Raw genomic sequence first — 18,207 nt, forward strand, 5'->3', positions numbered from 1 at the left:
AGGCTGCAGGATTTTTTAATATGGTAAAGCAGCTTAATCACACCAAAGAGGTCAAAAACTTCACAACACTGTAATATCGGGCATATTCTTTAAAAACGCTGTTGCCCAGCCACTGCTCCATCCCTAAGATGCCCGGCACGATTATGTATACGAAATAAACTTCATAAAGATTTCACGGGTAAGTTATGGCTCATAAAAAACCAGGCCTTTTAAAACGTATTGTTGTTTTGGCTCTCTTTTGTCTATTGATCCTGAGTTTTGCTGCTTGGGGCATTCAGGATATTTTCCTGAATCTCGGCAACAGTCAGACGGTCGCAAAGGTTGGGGATATCGAAATCACCCAAGCTGAGTTTGCCAGCGATTTTTCCCGTGAGACCAGCGCTCTCTCTCAGCAGCTTGGTCGTGCTCTTGATGCACAGGAAGCCCAGCAACTCGGCTTAGACAATCGCGTTGTTTCCCGTTTGGTTGCAAGAGCCCTTTCACAAGTGCAATCCGATGAGATGGGATTAACCGTCTCGCGTGAACAACAACAAAAAGAAATCCAGAAAATTGATGCCTTTAAAAATGAGGCCGGCCTCTTTGATGCAGCACGCTTTCAAGCGACACTTTATCAGGCAGGTCTTTCTGAAGCAGCATTTCTTGCTGATCTGAGCAGCGACATAGAAAGAGAACAAATCAACAATGCCATCACAAGTGCTATTCCTGTGCCGCAGAAAATGGCCGAGCGTCTCTACAGCTATCAAACTGAAAAGCGTATTGTTGATTACATTGAAATTCCATACAGCAGATTCTCTCAACTGACTGACCCGACAGATGCAGAGCTTTCCTCTTACTACGAAGAAGAAAAGCAAAACTATCTGGCCCCGGAATATAAATCTATCAGCTATATTTTTCTTGATCCCTCAAAGTCTGCACAGAATGTTGTTCTGACTGATGATCAAATTCAAGAAGAGTTTCTCGCACAAAAAGACAGCCTTTCCCTTCCTGATCGTCGAAATCTTGTACAAATGCTGCTCAATGACGAAGCCAAAGCTAACGAAGCTTATAACAAGATTCTCAATGGTGCTGACTTTGATGTTATTGCAACAGAAGTAACGGGATCAGCCGGAGTTGATCTTGGTGTTATGGAAAGATCTGATCTGCTACCAGAACTTCAGGATGCCGTTTTTGGTACGGAAACTCCCGGAGTTATCGCTCCTGTAAAATCTCCGTTGGGATGGCACATTGTTACTGCTCTTGAAATTTCCCCTGCCCGGGAAGCTCAGTTTGAAGAAGTAGAAGAGCAAATCAAAAAAGATGCTGCATTGCGTATTGCAACCGATGAAATAATTTCTCTGGCCAATCAGTTTGATGATGAAATTGCATCCGGTGCAACACTTGAAGAAGCGGCAAACAAACTCGGGCAGAAAATACTAAGTTACGAAGCAATTGATACAGAAGGTCTTGATCGTAACGGTCTGCCACAGTTTGGCCTAGCTGAAGACACCAGATTCCGTGACGTCATTGCGCAAACAGAATCAGGCTCAGATAGTTTGCTTACAGAACTCGATAACGGTGGGTATTTCCTTCTCAAAGTTAATTCAGTGACGCCACCAGCGCCTCGCCCCTTGGAAGAAGTGAAGACCCAGCTTGTTAGCTCTTGGCTTGAAAACAAAAGAAACGAAGAAGCAAAAGCGGTCGCAGACGGGCTTGCAGAAGAAGCTAAAAATGGGGCAGCTTTGCAAGCTGTTACAGACGAAGCAGCCGAACTGATCAAATTTGGTGTTGAAATGAACCGTTTCTCAGCAAGTATTGGTGAAGCACTTGCCCCTGCACTGGTAAGAGACATCTACCAAGCTGAAAAAGGCGATGTGCTTACGGGTCAGGCTGACAATGGTTATTTGGTAGTAAGTTTGACAAAAATTGTGCAACCGGATTTGTCCGCTGTTACCGAAGAGATCGAGAGCACAAAAGGAACAATCGAAAACTCATACAAAAATGATATCTACACACAGTACATATCGGCTCTTGAAAAAGACTTTGGTGTTGAGATTAATCAAAACTCAATCAACCAAGCTATCAACCCTTATGGCCACTCAAACTAACAATGAAGAATCCCGTTACATTTGAGGCGTTTTTAGAAACCTACAATCAACAAAAACCACAGGTCGTGTGGACAACTTTGATTGCTGATCTGGAAACGCCCGTTTCTGCCTTTTTGAAATTGGCAGAACGTCGAGCCAATAGTTTCCTTTTTGAATCTGTCGAAGGCGGAAACACGATTGGTCGTTATTCCTTTATCGGTTTTGATCCCGATCTGGTGTGGCGGTGTAATGGGCCAAAAGCCGAAATCAATCGTCAATATAAAACGTCACCAGACGCTTTTGTGGATGAGAACGACACTGCGCTTGAAAGCCTGCGCAAGCTTGTTGCTGAATGCAGGTTTGACCTACCCGAAGATTTCCCGCCTATGGCAGCTGGCATTGTCGGTTACATGGGGTATGAAACTGTGCGTCAAATGGAACATTTACCTACGGATAATCCCGATAACCTGGGCCTCCCCGAAGGTATGTATCTACGCCCGACAGTAACAGCAATCTTTGATCGCGTAGAAGATCAGATTTTGGTTACAACAACTGTGTGGCCAAACGATAATATCAACGCCCGTGATGCTTTTGAGGCTGCGCACAATAGATTGGCCGCTGTAACCGCTGACTTCAATGCACCCCTGCGACACAAGCCAGAGGCATTTGAGGGCGATCTGGTTATGCCCGAAACCGCCTCAAACCTTACACGAGAAGAATTTCACGGTATTGTCGAACGCGCGAAAGAATACATTCTCGCGGGTGATATCTTCCAGGTGGTTCTCTCACAGCGCTTTTCTGTCCCCTTCACACTTCCGCCCTTTGCACTCTATCGGGCATTGCGAAGATTGAACCCCTCACCTTTCTTGTTCTTCCTGAACTTTGGTGATTTTTCTGTTGTCGGGTCCAGTCCAGAAATCCTTGTTCGCGTCAGAGATGGCAAAGTCACCATCCGCCCGATTGCCGGTACACGCAAACGCGGGGCCAATGCGGCTGAAGACAAAGAGCTTGCTGCAGATCTTCTTTCGGACCCTAAAGAGCTTGCCGAACATTTAATGCTGCTTGATTTGGGACGTAACGATGTCGGGCGTGTCGCCGAGGTTGGCAGCATCGAAGTCACTGAACGCATGATCATTGAACTCTATAGCCACGTCATGCATATCGTCTCTAACGTCGAAGGTACTTTGGATACAAAGCGCGCTGATATGATTGATGCTCTTGCCGCAGGTTTTCCTGCCGGTACTGTATCTGGCGCCCCCAAGGTACGTGCGATGGAAATCATTGATGAACTAGAACCCGAACGCCGCGGCATCTATGGCGGTGCAGTCGGGTATTTTGGTGCTGGTGGCGGTATGGATACCTGTATTGCTTTGCGTACAGCGATTGTCAAAGATCAAACAATGTATATTCAGGCTGGTGCTGGTGTCGTCGCAGACTCAGTTCCGGAATCAGAGTATCAGGAGTGCCATAACAAAGCCCGGGCTCTTATCCGTTCTGCAGAAGAAGCCGTTCGCTTTGCTGCACAAAAGAACAACATGTAAAAACAATCTGAAAAAGTATTGTCTTGAGAAAAAGCCGATAGAGTTAATTACTCTTTCGGCTTTTTTAATGCCATAATCTTCGAAATGGGAACAATATCAAATCCACGCGTTTCTGCTTCTTTAATCCACTTGTGTAAAACTTCAACGGTAGATTTATGTGGATGACCGATTGCAATGGCATGGCCATTCTTTTTTGCAATGCGTTCCGCCTGCTTTAACTGTTTAAAGATTTCCAATGTATTCTTGTAATCATTATCAATAAAAACATCCCGCCTTAAAACCGGCACCCCCATGGAAGCAGCAACAGATGCAGCAACACTACGTGGAGAAGTTCTTGAATCCATAAAAAAATGATCTGTTTGCTCTATTTTAGACATCACGACCTCCATGCCGCGCCGCCACCCCGTGAATTTGCTGCCCATATGGTTATTGATACCAATATACCCATCAAACTGCGCCATTCCCCATTCTAAACGAGTAAGTATTTCTTCATCGCTTAATCCGGTTAACAATGCTTTTGGACCTGGATCTGCAGACCCAAGAGGTTCCATAGGCACATGGAGCATTAATTCATGCCCCTTTTTGCGCGCCTCAGCGGTCATCGCTTTTACATCTGGCGCATAGGTCATAAAAGCCAAGGTAATAGCGCCAGGCAACTCTATTGCAAGATCAGCGCCCCTTTTGTTGACTCCAACATCATCCAAGACCACAGCAATCATTGGACGCTCAGGTTTTATCCACTCTGTAGGCTGATTGGGTTCCGCCAAAGGCTTATCCAGCGGTGGCAGCGCAGAAACTTTATCATCCTTTACGACGGACTGATCTTCTGATGCGGATAAGGGCGCATCATGTTCGAGTTTAGACAGCTTGGAAGATTCATTAACTACCTTGGAGAGAGATGTTTTGGAGGGTATAGGGTCTTTATCATTCGTAACCGTTACGCTCGGCGGCAGATTGGTATTTTCCCTCGTCTGCCCATCTTCCAAAACAGTATCATCAATAGAAATATCGCCAAGATTAATGGGATGTGGCTTATTTGCAGGGGCCGCTGCCAAAGCCTTCTTTTTCGCCTGCGCCTCTGTTAATTGAGCCTGAGGTTCAGGTGATTTAGAATTGTCCTTGTTCTTTTGAAGAATAAGAACGGAAGAAACGGCAAGGACAATAAAAAAAAGAAATCCAGCGACAATAAACAAACTTCCACGATGGGAACGCCTGCTTTTTTGGTTCTTCTTTGGCAAAGGATCTATTTTTTTTGTCGTACGGTTTGCTGACATGAATCCACTCTACTCAGAGGAGACATATGTATATCAGCCTAGCCGTAGTGAACAGTAGAAACTCATAAAACTTATTATGTGAGTTAATAAGCACCTCGCGAGAGTACGTAAGAATAGATCAACGATCCGTCTGGGCAAAATCGTTCAATATTGGGCAATCAGGCCGATGATCTCCCTGACATTTTTCAATCAAATTGCTCAAGGTATTTTTCATACTTTGTAATTCAGCAATTTTACGATCCATATCAGCCACATGATGCTTTGCGAGTTCCTTAACCTGAGAGCTTGCTCTGTTGCGATCATTCCACAGAGTCAGTAAGGCAGAAACCTCGTTAATAGAAAATCCAAGACTTCTTGCCCTTTGGATAAACTTGAGCGTTTCAATATCCTTTTCCTGATAAGCACGATAGCCGGAAGAGGTTCTTCCTGCAGGTTCGATCAGGCCTATAGACTCATAATAACGTATCGTTTTTGCCGGTAATCCAGAAACTTCTGCTACTTGACCAATTTTCATCATCAATCAATCCGTTTTAAAGAGGAATAAAGCGACAGCGAACTCACCATGACAGTTACTGAACTCAACGCCATCGCTAATCCCGCAAGCACCGGATTTAATAAACCCGAGGCCGCCAGTGGTAAGCCAATAATATTATACACAAAAGCACCAATGAGATTATGCGCAATCTTGTCATGGATCATCTGCCCCGCTCTGATGGTTTTATATACCAGATATGGATTGCTCTGAATAAGCGACGCATCCGCGGTATTGATTGCCACATCACTGCCGTCCCCCATTGCGAGTCCCACATCGGCACCCGCCAGTGCAGGCGCATCATTTATGCCATCCCCAACCATAATGACGACTTCATTCAGTTGGTGCAGTTCTTTCAAATAAGCCAACTTATCCTCAGGCAGAAGGTTTCCCTTCACTTGTTCAATAGACAACTGCTCGGCAACCTTTTGGGCTGCGAATTGCTGATCACCGCTAAGCATAGCAACAGAAATACCTCTGCTCGTAAGCGCCTGAATGGTTTCAAGCGATTGAGGTTTAATTGTATCCTGCAATGCAAAACCACCAATAATCGTCATTACACTATCAGTTTCTCTAGCAACCCAAACCAGTGAAGCCCCACGAGCATTATTAGCGTCAACAAAATCATGATAATGATCTAATTTTACGCCAGTTTGCTCCATATAACGCTCACTGCCCAGAAAATAGGTTTTACCAGCAAATACAGCAGAAAGGCCAAGCCCAGGAACGGCAGTTATCTCTTCAAACTCGACTGGGTTAACATCATGGTCAATGAACTCTACAATTGCTTTTGATAGTGGATGAGCACTGTCTTTCGTGAGACCAAGAACCACAGATAATGCTTCTCTATTATCGATGACTTCTGGGAAAATTGATGCGATAACTTCCGGGCGCCCTTCGGTCAGGGTGCCTGTTTTATCAAAAACCACTGTTGTTGCCTTTGACAACTTTTCAATGACATCAGCATTTTTAACCAGAATTCCCATTCGTGCGGCCTGACCACTGCCAACCATTATGGCTGTTGGTGTTGCCAGCCCAAGGGCACAAGGGCAGGCAATAACAAGAACTGTGACCGCATTAATGATCGCGATCTCAACAGTGACACCACCTAACATCGACCACCCAAGGAATGTCAGTAAAGCAAGCAACAAAACTCCCGGAACAAAAACGGCACTAACCTTATCGACCAGTTTTTGGATTCTAGGTTTGGTACTGCGCGCCATTTTAACCTGATCGATAATCTGAGAAAGACGCGAGCTTGCTCCAAGCGTTGTCGGTGAAAGATGCAAGACACCTTCACCATTCACAGTTCCACCGATCACGAGGTCACCGATATTTTTTGTCACCGGCATCGCCTCACCTGTAACCATCGCCTCATCAATCTGGCTTGTCCCCTTACGTATTTCGCCATCCACAGGAACAACATCACCGGGCCTGACGACTACGGCATCACTCGCCAGAACCTTTACCGCCGGAACAGTCATCTGCTTTTCATCACGAATAACGGTTGCATTAACGGGCTGAAGTTTAATGAGAGCCTCTAGCGCTTTATTGGTTTTTCCCTTGGCTTTTTCTTCAAGAACCTTACCCAGGAGAACCAATGTAATGACAGCAGCTGATGCTTCGAAATAAAGCTCATGTGCCAAATGAGACGACCAGGACATCCATTCAGAATAATTGCCAAACATGATAAAAACGGACAAGCCAAAAGCCGCAGAAGTACCAATTGCGACCAATGTATCCATATTACTCTGACCGAACCTTATCGCTTGCCAGATCCCTTTATAAAAGCGTGCACCCGCGAATACTTGAACAGGTAGTGCCAAGAAAAACTGTATCAAAGGTGGAATGGAATAATTATTTCCAAATGGCAGCAGAACCATTTGTCCAACCAATGGCAACGTCAAAACAAAAGCTAGAATAAACAATCGAACATCCGAATTTTCAGCATCAATCGATTGTAAACCGGCTTCATCAGAAGCACTTACTTCTAGCGCAAGAGAAGCCTGATACCCTTTATCTGCCAAGCTCTTTAACAGTAAATTTTTGTCAAGACCGTCAGCAAAAGTGACTGTTGCTGTATTGCTAATTAAATCTGGGGATGCGCTAATAACACCATCAACAGCTGTTAAAGCTTTTTCAACAGAGCGAACACACCCCGCACAGGACATTCCCTTAACCGATAATTCAATGGCTTTTGACATGGAAATACACACTTCTGGTTTAATAATAAGGTAAATATGAGGCTTACAGTTACAGGAAGGTCAAGCCACGAATTATAAGAAGCGTGATAAGTAGAGTAATAAAAATATCAAAACTTAAAATAAATCAGACTTTTCCTTATTTCTTCGAGATAATCTTGCTGCTATAACTTTTTGCAATCTAACTTAAGCAATCAGCGAAAGCCCGTGTGCCGAAATGTTATTACTGATCGATAATTACGATAGCTTTACTTATAATCTTTACCATTTCCTTGGAGAGCTGGGCGCGACGATTTCCGTCAAACGCAACGATCAGATTTCTGTTGATGAAGTGTTAGACCTTAATCCAGAGCAAATTGTTATCTCTCCCGGTCCCTGTGATCCGTCATCAGCTGGTATATGTCTTGAGCTTGTCGAGAGAGTCGCGGGTAAAATTCCTGTATTGGGTGTTTGTCTTGGGCATCAATCAATTGGTCAGGCATTCGGTGCCAAGGTTGTTCGCGCTCCAAGTCCGATGCACGGAAAAACAAGCCCCGTGAAACACAACGGGAAAAGTGTTTTCAAGGGCTTACCAGATCCGCTAACGGTCACACGTTACCACTCATTAACGATTGAACCAGATAGCATGCCTGATTGTCTAGAAGTCACGGCCTGGACTGAAGATGGTGTCATCATGGGTCTTCAACACACAGAGCTCCCTTTGCATGGCGTTCAATTTCATCCCGAAAGCATTGCCTCTGAAAAAGGTCATGATCTCTTGAAGAACTTTCTGACGGTATAGAATCATCAACGATTCAATCGATCTGAATAGATAATAATAAGGAGGCCTGTTCCATGTCAGGTGGACTGAGCGACATAAAGTCATTTATCGCCTATGTAGCTGATGGTAACGATCTAACAACCGAACAGTCAGAAAGCGCCTTTGATCTTCTGATGACAGGTGAAGCTACTTCCGCACAGGTTGCCGGTTTTTTGATGAGCTTGCGTGTCAAAGGTGAGACTGTCGACGAAATAACGGGCGCAGCACGCTCTATGCGCAGTAAGATGCTGACCATCAAAGCACCCGCAGGTGCCATCGATGTCTGTGGAACAGGTGGCGATGCAAAAGGCACGCTTAACGTTTCAACTGCCACGGCTTTTGTCGTAGCAGGTGCTGGTGCCATTGTTGCAAAACACGGCAACAGGGCGGCGTCGTCCAAAAGTGGAGCTTCTGATGTTCTGGGTGCGCTAGGTATTGGCCTTGAAGCAAGTGTGGATGCCGTTGAAAAAGCTTTGGCCGAAAATGGAACCACCTTTCTGGCAGCTCCTCTGTATCACTCTGCCATGCGCCATGTCGGCCCAACGCGGGCTGAGCTTGGCACCCGGACAATCTTTAACCTTCTAGGGCCTCTTTCAAACCCCGGAAAAGTAACCCGCCAGATTACGGGTGTTTTTGGACGGGAATGGGTAGAACCACTGGCACAGGTATTAAAAGCTATCGGTCATGAAAAAGCCTGGGTTGTGCATGGAGCTGAAGGTCTGGACGAATTATCAATTTCTGGCCTGAGTTATATTTCTGAGCTGGATCAAGGACAGATCAAAAACTTTGAGATAATTCCTGAAATGGCCGGGTTGGAAAGATCCCCGATTGAAGAGATTATTGGTGGTGATGCAGATTTTAATGCCAAAGCAATGCGAGAAATGCTCGGTGGTAAAAAGAATGCTTATCGCGATGCTGTCGTTCTGAATTCAGCCGGGGCACTAATCGTCGCAGGATTAACCAGTGACCTCAAAGAAGGCGCTGTGATAGCAGCAAAGTCAATTGATAGCGGAGCAGCTCTCGCAAAGCTTGATGGTTTGGCTTCATATACGAACAAGGAAACAACTCAGTGAGCGATGTTTTAAAACGCATTTGTGATGATAAGCTCGACTTTGTACGAGCGAGAAAAGAAAAAACCTCCCTTTCTGAATTGGAAGCCAAAGCAGCCGTCCAAGATACGCCGCGCGGCTTTTACAAAGCGCTAAAAGCCAAATACGATCAAGGCAAATATGGCCTGATCAGTGAGATAAAAAAAGCATCACCAAGCAAAGGCCTCATCCGAGCAGATTTTGATCCCGCATCACTTGCCAAGGCCTATAAAGCTGGTGGCGCGACTTGTCTTTCTGTTTTAACCGATGAGCCTTATTTTCAAGGTGCAGATCAATACCTGATCGACGCGAGGGCTGCTGTTGACCTGCCGGCTTTGCGCAAGGATTTCATGCTTGAACCATACCAGATTGTAGAATCCCGGGCACTTGGCGCTGACTGTATTCTTCTGATTATGGCCGCATTGGAAGATCAACAGGCAAGCGAACTTGAGAACCTTGCTTTTGATCTGGGCATGGACGTACTGGTTGAGGTTCATAATGCAGAAGAACTGACCAGAGCACTCAATACACTAAAGTCCCCTCTCCTTGGTGTTAACAATAGAAACCTCAAAACGCTTGAGGTTGATATTGCGACGACAGAAGAGTTGTCAAGAATGGTTCCTCAGGACAAGCTTCTTATTGCCGAAAGCGGCTTATATAGCCCCGCAGATCTAAAGCGTATGCAAGCAATTGGTGCCACGACCTTTTTGATCGGTGAATCCCTAATGCGTCAGGAAGATGTTACCACAGCGACAATCAATCTCTTAAAACAGTAATTTTAAGTGATAAAGCCTGCGCTAAAAGCTTCTCTCTCTGTCAGATATCTGATCTATAAATAGATATCCTCGGACACAAAAGTTGGATACGAAAATGTCATCAGGAAATGAACTTACCCACTTCGATCAAGAGGGAAAAGCTGTCATGGTTGATGTTTCGGATAAAACCGAAACCGTCAGAACAGCAACAGCCAAAGGCCGAGTATTGGTTCAACCTGAAACAATGCAACTTATTCAACAGGGCGGCTTCAAGAAGGGTGACGTTCTCGCAATCGCGCGCCTAGCTGGTATCATGGGGGCAAAAAAAACGCCCGACCTGATCCCCCTATGCCACCCCCTGATGCTGACATCCGTGAAGGTCGATTTCACTCTGGATCCCGATAATAACGCCATTGAAGTTATTGGCACATGTAAACTAACAGGCCAGACAGGCGTCGAAATGGAAGCCCTTACTGCTGTATCAATTGCTTCTTTGACTATCTATGATATGTGCAAAGCAATCGACAAAGGCATTCAGATAACAGACATTAGATTAATTAAAAAAACTGGTGGAAAATCAGGCACCTACGAGGCGATATAATGATACGAGTTGAAGAAGCTTTAGAACGGGTTCTCGCAGGTTTTACAGAATTATCACCCGAAACGGTCTCTCTGCACGATGGTTTGGGACGGGTTCTTGCCAAAGATGTTAAAGCCAGATTGACACAGCCGCCAAGCGATGTTTCTGCCATGGATGGCTTTGCCGTAAAGTCCACTGACATTCAGACAGTACCTGTTACCCTCAAGATCAGGGGCGAAGCGCCGGCTGGTGGAAGCTACGAGGCTCAGCTACAGGATGGTGAAGCGGTTCGCATCTTTACCGGTGGTCCCGTTCCCTTTGGTGCTGATTGCATTGTCATTCAGGAAAATACCGACCACGACGATATAAACGTCACCGTTAAACAAAGTGAAGCACCTGGACGTTACATTCGCCCCGCCGGACTGGATTTTAGCGAAGGACAAATCGGTCTCGAAAAAGGGACGACACTCACGGCACGAGACCTCGCCCTTGCAGCAGCAATGAACCATCCGTGGCTCGAGGTATATCGGAAACCCAAAGTCGCCATCTTGGCCACAGGCAATGAGGTTGTCTTGCCCGGTGTAACACCGGGTCCTAACCAGATCATCAGCTCCAATACAACAGCTCTGATGTCATTTGTTAGAGAATGTGGTGGCGAACCTATATCGCTTGGCATTGCCCCTGATGACAAAGAAGCTCTTTCCGCAATGGCTAAGGGGGCTGAAGGTACAGATCTTTTGTTAACAACGGGCGGCGCGTCTGTTGGTGACCATGACCTTGTGCGCTCTGTACTTGGGGAACAAGGCCTCGAAATTGATTTCTGGCGAATTGCCATGCGCCCTGGGAAACCACTGATATTTGGTAAGCTTGGGCAAACACCAATGATCGGCCTTCCCGGAAATCCCGTTTCAACACTTGTATGCGCTTACATTTTTGCCCGTCCAGCCCTATGGAAGATGACGGGTAGAAACCCTGATAATTTACAGATAGAAAAAGCCGTTCTCACTCAAGATCTTGGGGAAAATGATAAACGACAGGATTACTTGAGGGCCAAGTTATCAACAAATTCTTCAGGACAACTGGAAGCGACACCTTTTGATCGACAGGACAGTGCAATGCTAAACCTACTCCGCAAAGCAGACTGCCTTGTGATCAGAGCTCCCTTCGCCTCACCTGCCTCAAAAGGTACAGAAGTAGAAATAATCCGACTTTAAGAACAAGAAAAGACGCAAAACAGCTTGACCTCAAACGAGAACCAAAGTAGAACAAATGATATGTTTTTGTTTTGTTCTACAGAAATCTAATTCTGTATTTCGGGGGAATTTTAATGCTGACAAAGAAACAACGTGAGCTATTGCTTTACATTCGGGATCATTTGTCTCGAACCGGGGTTTCGCCTTCTTTTGACGAGATGAAGGATGCATTGGAATTAAAATCAAAGTCCGGCATTCACCGTTTGATAACAGCTTTGGAAGAACGCGGCTTTATCCGCAGGCTTGCCCACAGGGCTCGTGCCGTTGAGATTCTCCGATTACCTGAAGATTTAGGTCCTGCACCACAACCACAAGAACATGCCGCCCTGAGCCAACAAAACAATCCTCTACTCAACAAGAAGATAGAAGCCGCAAATCAATCTGCTGATGATACTGTACAGCTCCCTCTCTATGGGAAAATTGCTGCTGGTACACCTATCGAAGCTTTAAACGATCCTGCCACTTACGTTGATGTTCCTTTGAACCTTCTAAGCAACGGTGACCACTACGCTCTCACTGTTGAAGGAGATTCCATGATTGAAGCCGGCATCCTTGACGGTGATACGGTATTAATCAAAAGGTGCGATACAATCGAAAACGGACAAATTGGCGTGGCTTTTGTTGATAACGCAGAGGCAACTCTTAAACATGTCAGACGCCAAAGTGGTAAAATAGAGCTAGAACCAGCTAATCCTGCCTATGAAACCAAAATCTACGAAGCTGGTAGAGTTCAAGTTCAAGGAAAGCTTATTGGATTATTAAGAACATACAATTAACAATACTTTGAACTACGTTTCTAATATTATAGTTAAGAATTATTTTGATCTATTCCAAGGGCGATCGCCAGCTATTTCATTAACAATTTGTATGCTTGGGATGCCATCCATAATTGTGATGCTATGCGCACCACCTTTTCTCAAGTCCCAGTAATCCAGCTTATTATTACTGTCGTCTGCATTACTGGGGTTGCACCACCGTGGTACTTTCAACCTCACTGTAACAAGAAACAAATCTCTATCACATTCCTCTGAAAAAGCTGTGCCATTCCCTATAAAAGCCAGCTTTGCCCCCTTCAGTGTAAGACGACAGGCTTCAGTGTCACATTTTAGATAATCACGTGATAACTCTTCCCAAGGCTTTACAACCTGTATTGCTAAGTCCTGTTTCCAGATCCGTGCGACAAACCTCGAACGCCTTGTGTTATTCAGATAGAGCGTATCATCTATGGCAATACCGATTAGCTGGCTTTTCGGATCAATTAAAACATCAGGCTTATCTGAAAAAGCATTGATATAAAATAAAAACAAGGCAACAGGTATACTCCCTGCCCATCTGATTTTTGTTTTAAAGAGACAAACCCAAACACCACCAAAAGTGATAATAGCCAGCACAGAGCTATCAAAAGCGCTTAACCTCCATTCCCCATATGGGATATGAGCAACCAAGCGAGCAATCCACAATAAGAACTCAAAGGCTTGCCCAAGTAGTACAATAGCCCATCCCTCTAATCCAAAAGGAAGTAACACATAACAAATCAAAACCAATGGCATGAGAACGAATGCCGTGAAAGGCACTGCTACCAGATTAGCAAGGATTCCATATAAAGGCAGGTTATGAAAATGGTAGAGAACAAAAGGCGCAGTCGCTATTGAAGCAACAAGAGAGCAATAACAAGTAAGCTTTATCCCGTTTAATATTTTCCCAACGAGTTGCTGCTCAACATTTTTATGGGAATACCACTCAAAAAAAGCAACAAGTGCCAGCACAGCAGAAAATGACATTTGGAAACTGGCTGAGATGAGAACTTCCGGGTAAATCAAAAGCAAGAATACCGCAGCTACTGAAACCGTTCTAATGGAAAGAGCTTTACGGTCCAATACCACGGCGCTGAGACTTACGGCGATCATAATAAATGCCCGTTGCGCAGACAGCGGGTGATTGATTAGCTGCAAATAAAAGAAACAAAAAATAATGGCAGTAACCGCCGCTATCTTTTTAATCGGGAAACTTAACGCAATACCGGGAAATAATGCCAAGACAAACCGAATGACAAAGAAAAGAATTCCTGCCATCAGCCCCATATGCAAACCAGAGATAGCCAATAAATGAGCTAACCCCGCATCACGTATTTCTTCTTTGGTTGTTCTAGAAAGGCCACCCTTTTGTCCCGTTAAAAATGTCACGACGAGATTCTTTTGATCACCCTCCAAATACTGTCCCACCTTTCGGACAATAGAATTTCGAGCTTCTGCTGTGATCATACCTAAATGACCCAAAAGGCGCTGATTTTCTCTAGATGTTTGCCCCTCAACAACTGTTACCTTGCCAAGGATGTAACCAACAGCTCCTATCTGTTGGTAATAAGCATGTCTTGCATAATTAAATCCGCCGGGAATATTGGGTCGTGCAGGGGCTTGGATGACCGCTAAAACCCGCACTCGCATTCCAACACGAATATTTTGCTGCTGTAGGTTAGACTTCAATCGCATGGTATAAGGCGTACTAAGCCATTTAAAGGCCTTACCCGACAGATTATCCAGCAAAAACCTCTGCCCCGGTGCGCTTGGTTCTATTTCTATAATCCGTCCTTCGAAATAGCTGGGCCCAAACTCTCGCTCTACTATAGGCGCAGCTATACTATCTGTTCGATAACTTGCAGCAGTAAAACCAGTTGAAGCCAGAGAGATCATAACAAAAAAATACTTTATCAGTGTATAAATTACCCCATTGGAATTCTGCCCAATAAAAGAGGGAATGATATAAACTAGAACAACAACAACTGCCCAAAATATAAGAAAAACAAAAAAAGATAACAGAAAACCTGGCTCAAATGGCAACCAGAAATAGAAGCCAACACCAGCTCCGATAAAGACAGGGAACCAATTGGCAAACGCACTCTGTTCTTTGATAAAGACTTCTTTCAGCACAAAAATCCCCCCTCTTTTATCAGTTTATTACAAAAAAAGGGAAAAACATCCTATTTCTTCAAGCTGCACAACTATCGTCTGTCTCCACTTTTATGTGTATTAGTTTTTCGCTCAAAAAACATATCAATGATATGATAAGGCAGTACAATTTGAACCTGCCTATTTGCGAGATAGGCAACAATGTGTTACACCTCCGGCGAAACAAAGTCTTTGTTATCTAGGTAGAGAGTTTAACTAAACCTCACAAACACCGGATAACCCTCACTGAGACTAGCACCCAAAACCTCTGGATTATCGGAAGATCTTCATGAGCCATCCCACGAAACAGGTCGTGACCCGTTTTGCACCTTCACCTACTGGATTTCTTCATATTGGTGGCGCACGTACAGCCCTATTCAACTGGCTTTTTGCCAAACACCATGGCGGCAAATATTTATTGCGGATCGAAGATACTGACCGCAAACGTTCAACCCCCGAAGCTATCGAAGCCATTATTGATGGCTTGGATTGGCTGGGGTTAAACCATGACGATGAAATCACCTATCAGTTTTCCCGTGCGGAACGCCACCAACAAGTTGCTGATCAACTTCTATCCGAGGGCAAAGCCTATCACTGCTATTGCAGTCCGCAAGAGCTGACAGAAATGCGCGAAACCGCACGTGCTGAAGGACGCCCCATGAAATATGATGGACGTTGGCGTGATCGCCCTGCATCTGATGCGCCAGAAGGAGTTAAACCTGTTGTGCGACTGAAAATGCCACAAGAAGGTGAAACTTTAATTCAAGACCTTGTTCAGGGTGATGTTACTGTTGCAAACAGTCAACTTGATGATATGGTTTTGCTAAGAGCAGATGGTACACCAACCTATATGCTGTCAGTTGTTGTTGATGACCACGATATGGGAATCACACACATTATCCGTGGCGATGATCACCTGACCAACGCTTTCAGGCAAACACAGCTATTCAAGGCTATGGGATGGGAACTCCCTCACTTTGCCCATATTCCCCTTATCCATGGTGCAGACGGTGCTAAGCTTTCAAAACGCCACGGTGCTTTGGGTGTCGAAGCCTATCGCGATGAAATGGGATACCTGCCAGAAGCATTACGCAACTACTTACTTCGTTTGGGTTGGGGGCACGGCGACGAGGAAGTTATCTCGACTGAACAGGCCATCGAGTGGTTTGATATTGACGGCGTTGGTAAATCACCATCCCGTTTTGATTTTGCCAAACTTGAAAATCTTAACGGGATCTACATCCGTAACGCGGATGATAGCTATTTGGCTGATATTATTTCTCCTATTATTTCCGAAAAAGAAGAAATTACAGTATCTGCAGAGCAAAAATCCGTTCTTGTTAAAGGAATGTCCGGCCTGAAAGAACGGGCAAAAACGATTATTGATCTTGCAGACAGTGCCGCTTTTTATGCTAGAAATCGTCCCCTGCAGCTAAACGACAAAGCCAAAAAGCTTTTGTCTGACGAAGGCAAAGAGAACCTGAAGAACTTGTTGACAGTTCTTAAAAGCCTGTCGACATGGGAAGAAGAGCTGCTGGAAAATACAGTCAAAAACTTTGCCGAAGAAAATGAATTAAAGCTTGGCAAGGTTGCTCAGCCATTACGCGCCGCACTCAGTGGCTCTAATGTTTCCCCAGGGATCTTTGAAGTCATGGCAATCCTTGGCAGAGATGAATCAATCAATAGAATTACAGATCAGGTTTGAGGAAACAATTAAACAGAAATATTGCAGCGCACAATTTGATCTTAAGTAGTAAAAGTATTATGCTGCTGCGCAATAAACCAGAATAATAACAAAGAGCAGAGGTTCCAAATATGTCAGATACCAACAATAAAAACAGCGTTACCGTTACGGACAACCGCACCGGACACAGTTGGGATATGCCAATCCTTCAAGGAACTTGTGGACCAAATGTTATCGATGTTAGAAAACTTTATAGTGAATCTGGTTGCTTTACTTATGATCCTGGCTTCACCTCAACGGGAAGTTGTGATTCCTCTATCACTTACATTGATGGAGACAAAGGTATATTGCGCCACAGAGGATATTCTATTGAAGATTTAGCCTCTAAAAGTGACTACATGGAAACATGTTATCTTCTTCTGAATGGTGAGCTACCAACCAAAGCAGAAGCAGACGAATTCAAGAAGCAAATTACCTATCACACAATGCTTCACGAGCAGATGCTGAACTTTTACCGTGGGTTCCGTCGCGATTCACATCCTATGTCAATTATGGTTGGTGTTGTTGGTGCACTTTCAGCTTTTTATCATGACTCAACTGATATCCGTGATCCACAACAGCGCCTGATTGCATCACATCGCCTGATTGCGAAGATGCCAACAATCGCGGCCTATGCTTACAAGTATTCTATCGGCCAGCCTTTTGTTTATCCAAAGAACGATCTGAGTTACGCAGAAAATTTCCTTCACATGACTTTCTCTGTGCCATGTGAAGAATATAAAGCAAGTCCTGCACTCGTCCGTGCGATGGATCGTATCTTTATTTTACATGCTGATCACGAACAGAACGCTTCAACCTCTACAGTACGTATTGCCGGCTCTAGTGGCGCAAATCCTTTTGCCTGTATTGCTGCTGGTATCGCGTCTCTTTGGGGACCGGCACACGGCGGTGCGAACGAGGCTGTTCTGAACATGCTTCAGCAAATTGGACACAAAGACAACATTCCAAAGTTCATTGAACGCGCAAAAGACAAAAATGATCCATTCCGCCTCATGGGCTTTGGTCATCGCGTGTACAAAAATTACGATCCACGTGCTTCTGTGATGCGTGAATCCTGTCATGAAGTTCTTGAAGAGCTTGGCATTAACGATCCCCTTCTGGAGCTAGCTATGGAACTTGAGAAGGTCGCTGTATCTGATCCGTACTTTGCCGAGAAGAAATTGTTCCCGAATGTGGATTTCTACTCAGGCATCATTCTACGCGCAATGAACTTCCCGACATCAATGTTCACTGTTCTCTTCGCCTTGGCAAGAACAGTTGGCTGGGTTGCCCAGTGGAAAGAAATGATCGAAGATCCGAGCCACAAAATCAGTCGTCCTCGCCAACTTTATTTAGGATCTGATGAGCGCGACTTTATAAATGTCGAAGATCGTTAAACCTTAATTCGACATTTATAAAGTCCAAAAGCCAATTGCTTATAGCAATTGGCTTT

General features: G+C 44.8%; 14 protein-coding genes. 10 read left to right on the forward strand and 4 right to left on the reverse strand.

Annotated features, from left to right (window positions below; all coding sequences use genetic code 11):
* Nucleotides 1–185: 185 nt before the first annotated feature.
* Both WH96_RS06885 and trpE read left to right on the forward strand, forming a co-directional pair.
* Entirely contained in the window at nucleotides 186–2,084 is a 1,899-nt protein-coding gene (locus WH96_RS06885) for a SurA N-terminal domain-containing protein (protein WP_047763443.1), read from the forward strand.
* 2 nt (nucleotides 2,085–2,086) lie between these two features.
* Nucleotides 2,087–3,604 carry an anthranilate synthase component I gene (gene trpE / locus WH96_RS06890; protein ID WP_047763444.1) on the forward strand — a complete coding sequence of 506 codons (1,518 nt, stop codon included), beginning with the start codon at nucleotides 2,087–2,089 and terminating at the stop codon, nucleotides 3,602–3,604.
* 47 nt (nucleotides 3,605–3,651) lie between these two features.
* Here the strand turns inward: trpE and WH96_RS21250 are convergent, their stop codons facing one another.
* The 3 genes from WH96_RS21250 to WH96_RS06905 all read right to left on the reverse strand — a co-directional run bounded on the left by WH96_RS21250 (nucleotide 3,652) and on the right by WH96_RS06905 (nucleotide 7,614).
* The gene (locus WH96_RS21250; protein WP_053005750.1) at nucleotides 3,652–4,878 is read right to left on the reverse strand and encodes a divergent polysaccharide deacetylase family protein; all 1,227 of its coding nucleotides are present in this window, start codon (nucleotides 4,876–4,878) and stop codon (nucleotides 3,652–3,654) included.
* 118 nt (nucleotides 4,879–4,996) lie between these two features.
* Nucleotides 4,997–5,395 carry a Cu(I)-responsive transcriptional regulator gene (gene cueR / locus WH96_RS06900; protein WP_455428438.1) on the reverse strand — a complete coding sequence of 133 codons (399 nt, stop codon included), beginning with the start codon at nucleotides 5,393–5,395 and terminating at the stop codon, nucleotides 4,997–4,999.
* A complete protein-coding gene (locus tag WH96_RS06905; RefSeq protein ID WP_053005751.1) occupies nucleotides 5,395–7,614 on the reverse strand; it encodes a heavy metal translocating P-type ATPase in 2,220 nt (739 codons plus the stop codon). The genes cueR and WH96_RS06905 overlap by 1 nt, the downstream gene beginning before the upstream one ends.
* 214 nt (nucleotides 7,615–7,828) lie before the next feature.
* On the opposite strand from WH96_RS06905, the gene WH96_RS06910 reads away from it, so the two are divergent.
* From WH96_RS06910 to lexA, 6 genes are all read left to right on the forward strand, one after another.
* Nucleotides 7,829–8,392: an anthranilate synthase component II gene (locus WH96_RS06910; RefSeq protein WP_047763445.1), complete on the forward strand. Its 564-nt coding sequence runs from the start codon at nucleotides 7,829–7,831 to the stop codon at nucleotides 8,390–8,392.
* A 53-nt stretch (nucleotides 8,393–8,445) separates the two neighbouring features.
* A complete protein-coding gene (gene trpD, locus WH96_RS06915) occupies nucleotides 8,446–9,483 on the forward strand; it encodes an anthranilate phosphoribosyltransferase (RefSeq protein WP_156176734.1) in 1,038 nt (345 codons plus the stop codon).
* Nucleotides 9,480–10,274, forward strand: a complete 795-nt coding sequence (gene trpC / locus WH96_RS06920) for an indole-3-glycerol phosphate synthase TrpC (protein WP_047763446.1) — start codon at nucleotides 9,480–9,482, stop codon at nucleotides 10,272–10,274. The genes trpD and trpC overlap by 4 nt, the downstream gene beginning before the upstream one ends.
* 94 nt (nucleotides 10,275–10,368) lie before the next feature.
* A complete protein-coding gene (gene moaC, locus WH96_RS06925; RefSeq protein WP_047763447.1) occupies nucleotides 10,369–10,854 on the forward strand; it encodes a cyclic pyranopterin monophosphate synthase MoaC in 486 nt (161 codons plus the stop codon).
* Nucleotides 10,854–12,047: a molybdopterin molybdotransferase MoeA gene (locus WH96_RS06930; RefSeq protein WP_047763448.1), complete on the forward strand. Its 1,194-nt coding sequence runs from the start codon at nucleotides 10,854–10,856 to the stop codon at nucleotides 12,045–12,047. The genes moaC and WH96_RS06930 overlap by 1 nt, the downstream gene beginning before the upstream one ends.
* 113 nt (nucleotides 12,048–12,160) lie before the next feature.
* Nucleotides 12,161–12,862: a transcriptional repressor LexA gene (lexA, locus tag WH96_RS06935; RefSeq protein ID WP_047763449.1), complete on the forward strand. Its 702-nt coding sequence runs from the start codon at nucleotides 12,161–12,163 to the stop codon at nucleotides 12,860–12,862.
* Nucleotides 12,863–12,901: 39 nt separating this feature from the next.
* On the opposite strand, the gene WH96_RS06940 is transcribed toward lexA, so the two are convergent.
* On the reverse strand, nucleotides 12,902–15,013 hold the full coding sequence (locus tag WH96_RS06940) for a ComEC/Rec2 family competence protein (RefSeq protein ID WP_047763450.1): 2,112 nt from the start codon (nucleotides 15,011–15,013) through the stop codon (nucleotides 12,902–12,904).
* Between the two features lie 307 nt (nucleotides 15,014–15,320).
* Here WH96_RS06940 and gltX point away from each other — a divergent pair, with 307 nt between their 5' ends.
* Both gltX and WH96_RS06950 read left to right on the forward strand, forming a co-directional pair.
* Nucleotides 15,321–16,736: a glutamate--tRNA ligase gene (gene gltX, locus WH96_RS06945; protein ID WP_047763451.1), complete on the forward strand. Its 1,416-nt coding sequence runs from the start codon at nucleotides 15,321–15,323 to the stop codon at nucleotides 16,734–16,736.
* Nucleotides 16,737–16,846: 110 nt separating this feature from the next.
* Nucleotides 16,847–18,151, forward strand: a complete 1,305-nt coding sequence (locus WH96_RS06950; RefSeq protein WP_047763452.1) for a citrate synthase — start codon at nucleotides 16,847–16,849, stop codon at nucleotides 18,149–18,151.
* The last annotated feature ends 56 nt before the right edge of the window (nucleotides 18,152–18,207 follow it).

The organism is Kiloniella spongiae (genome assembly GCF_001026905.1).
GTDB lineage: Bacteria > Pseudomonadota > Alphaproteobacteria > Kiloniellales > Kiloniellaceae > Kiloniella > Kiloniella spongiae.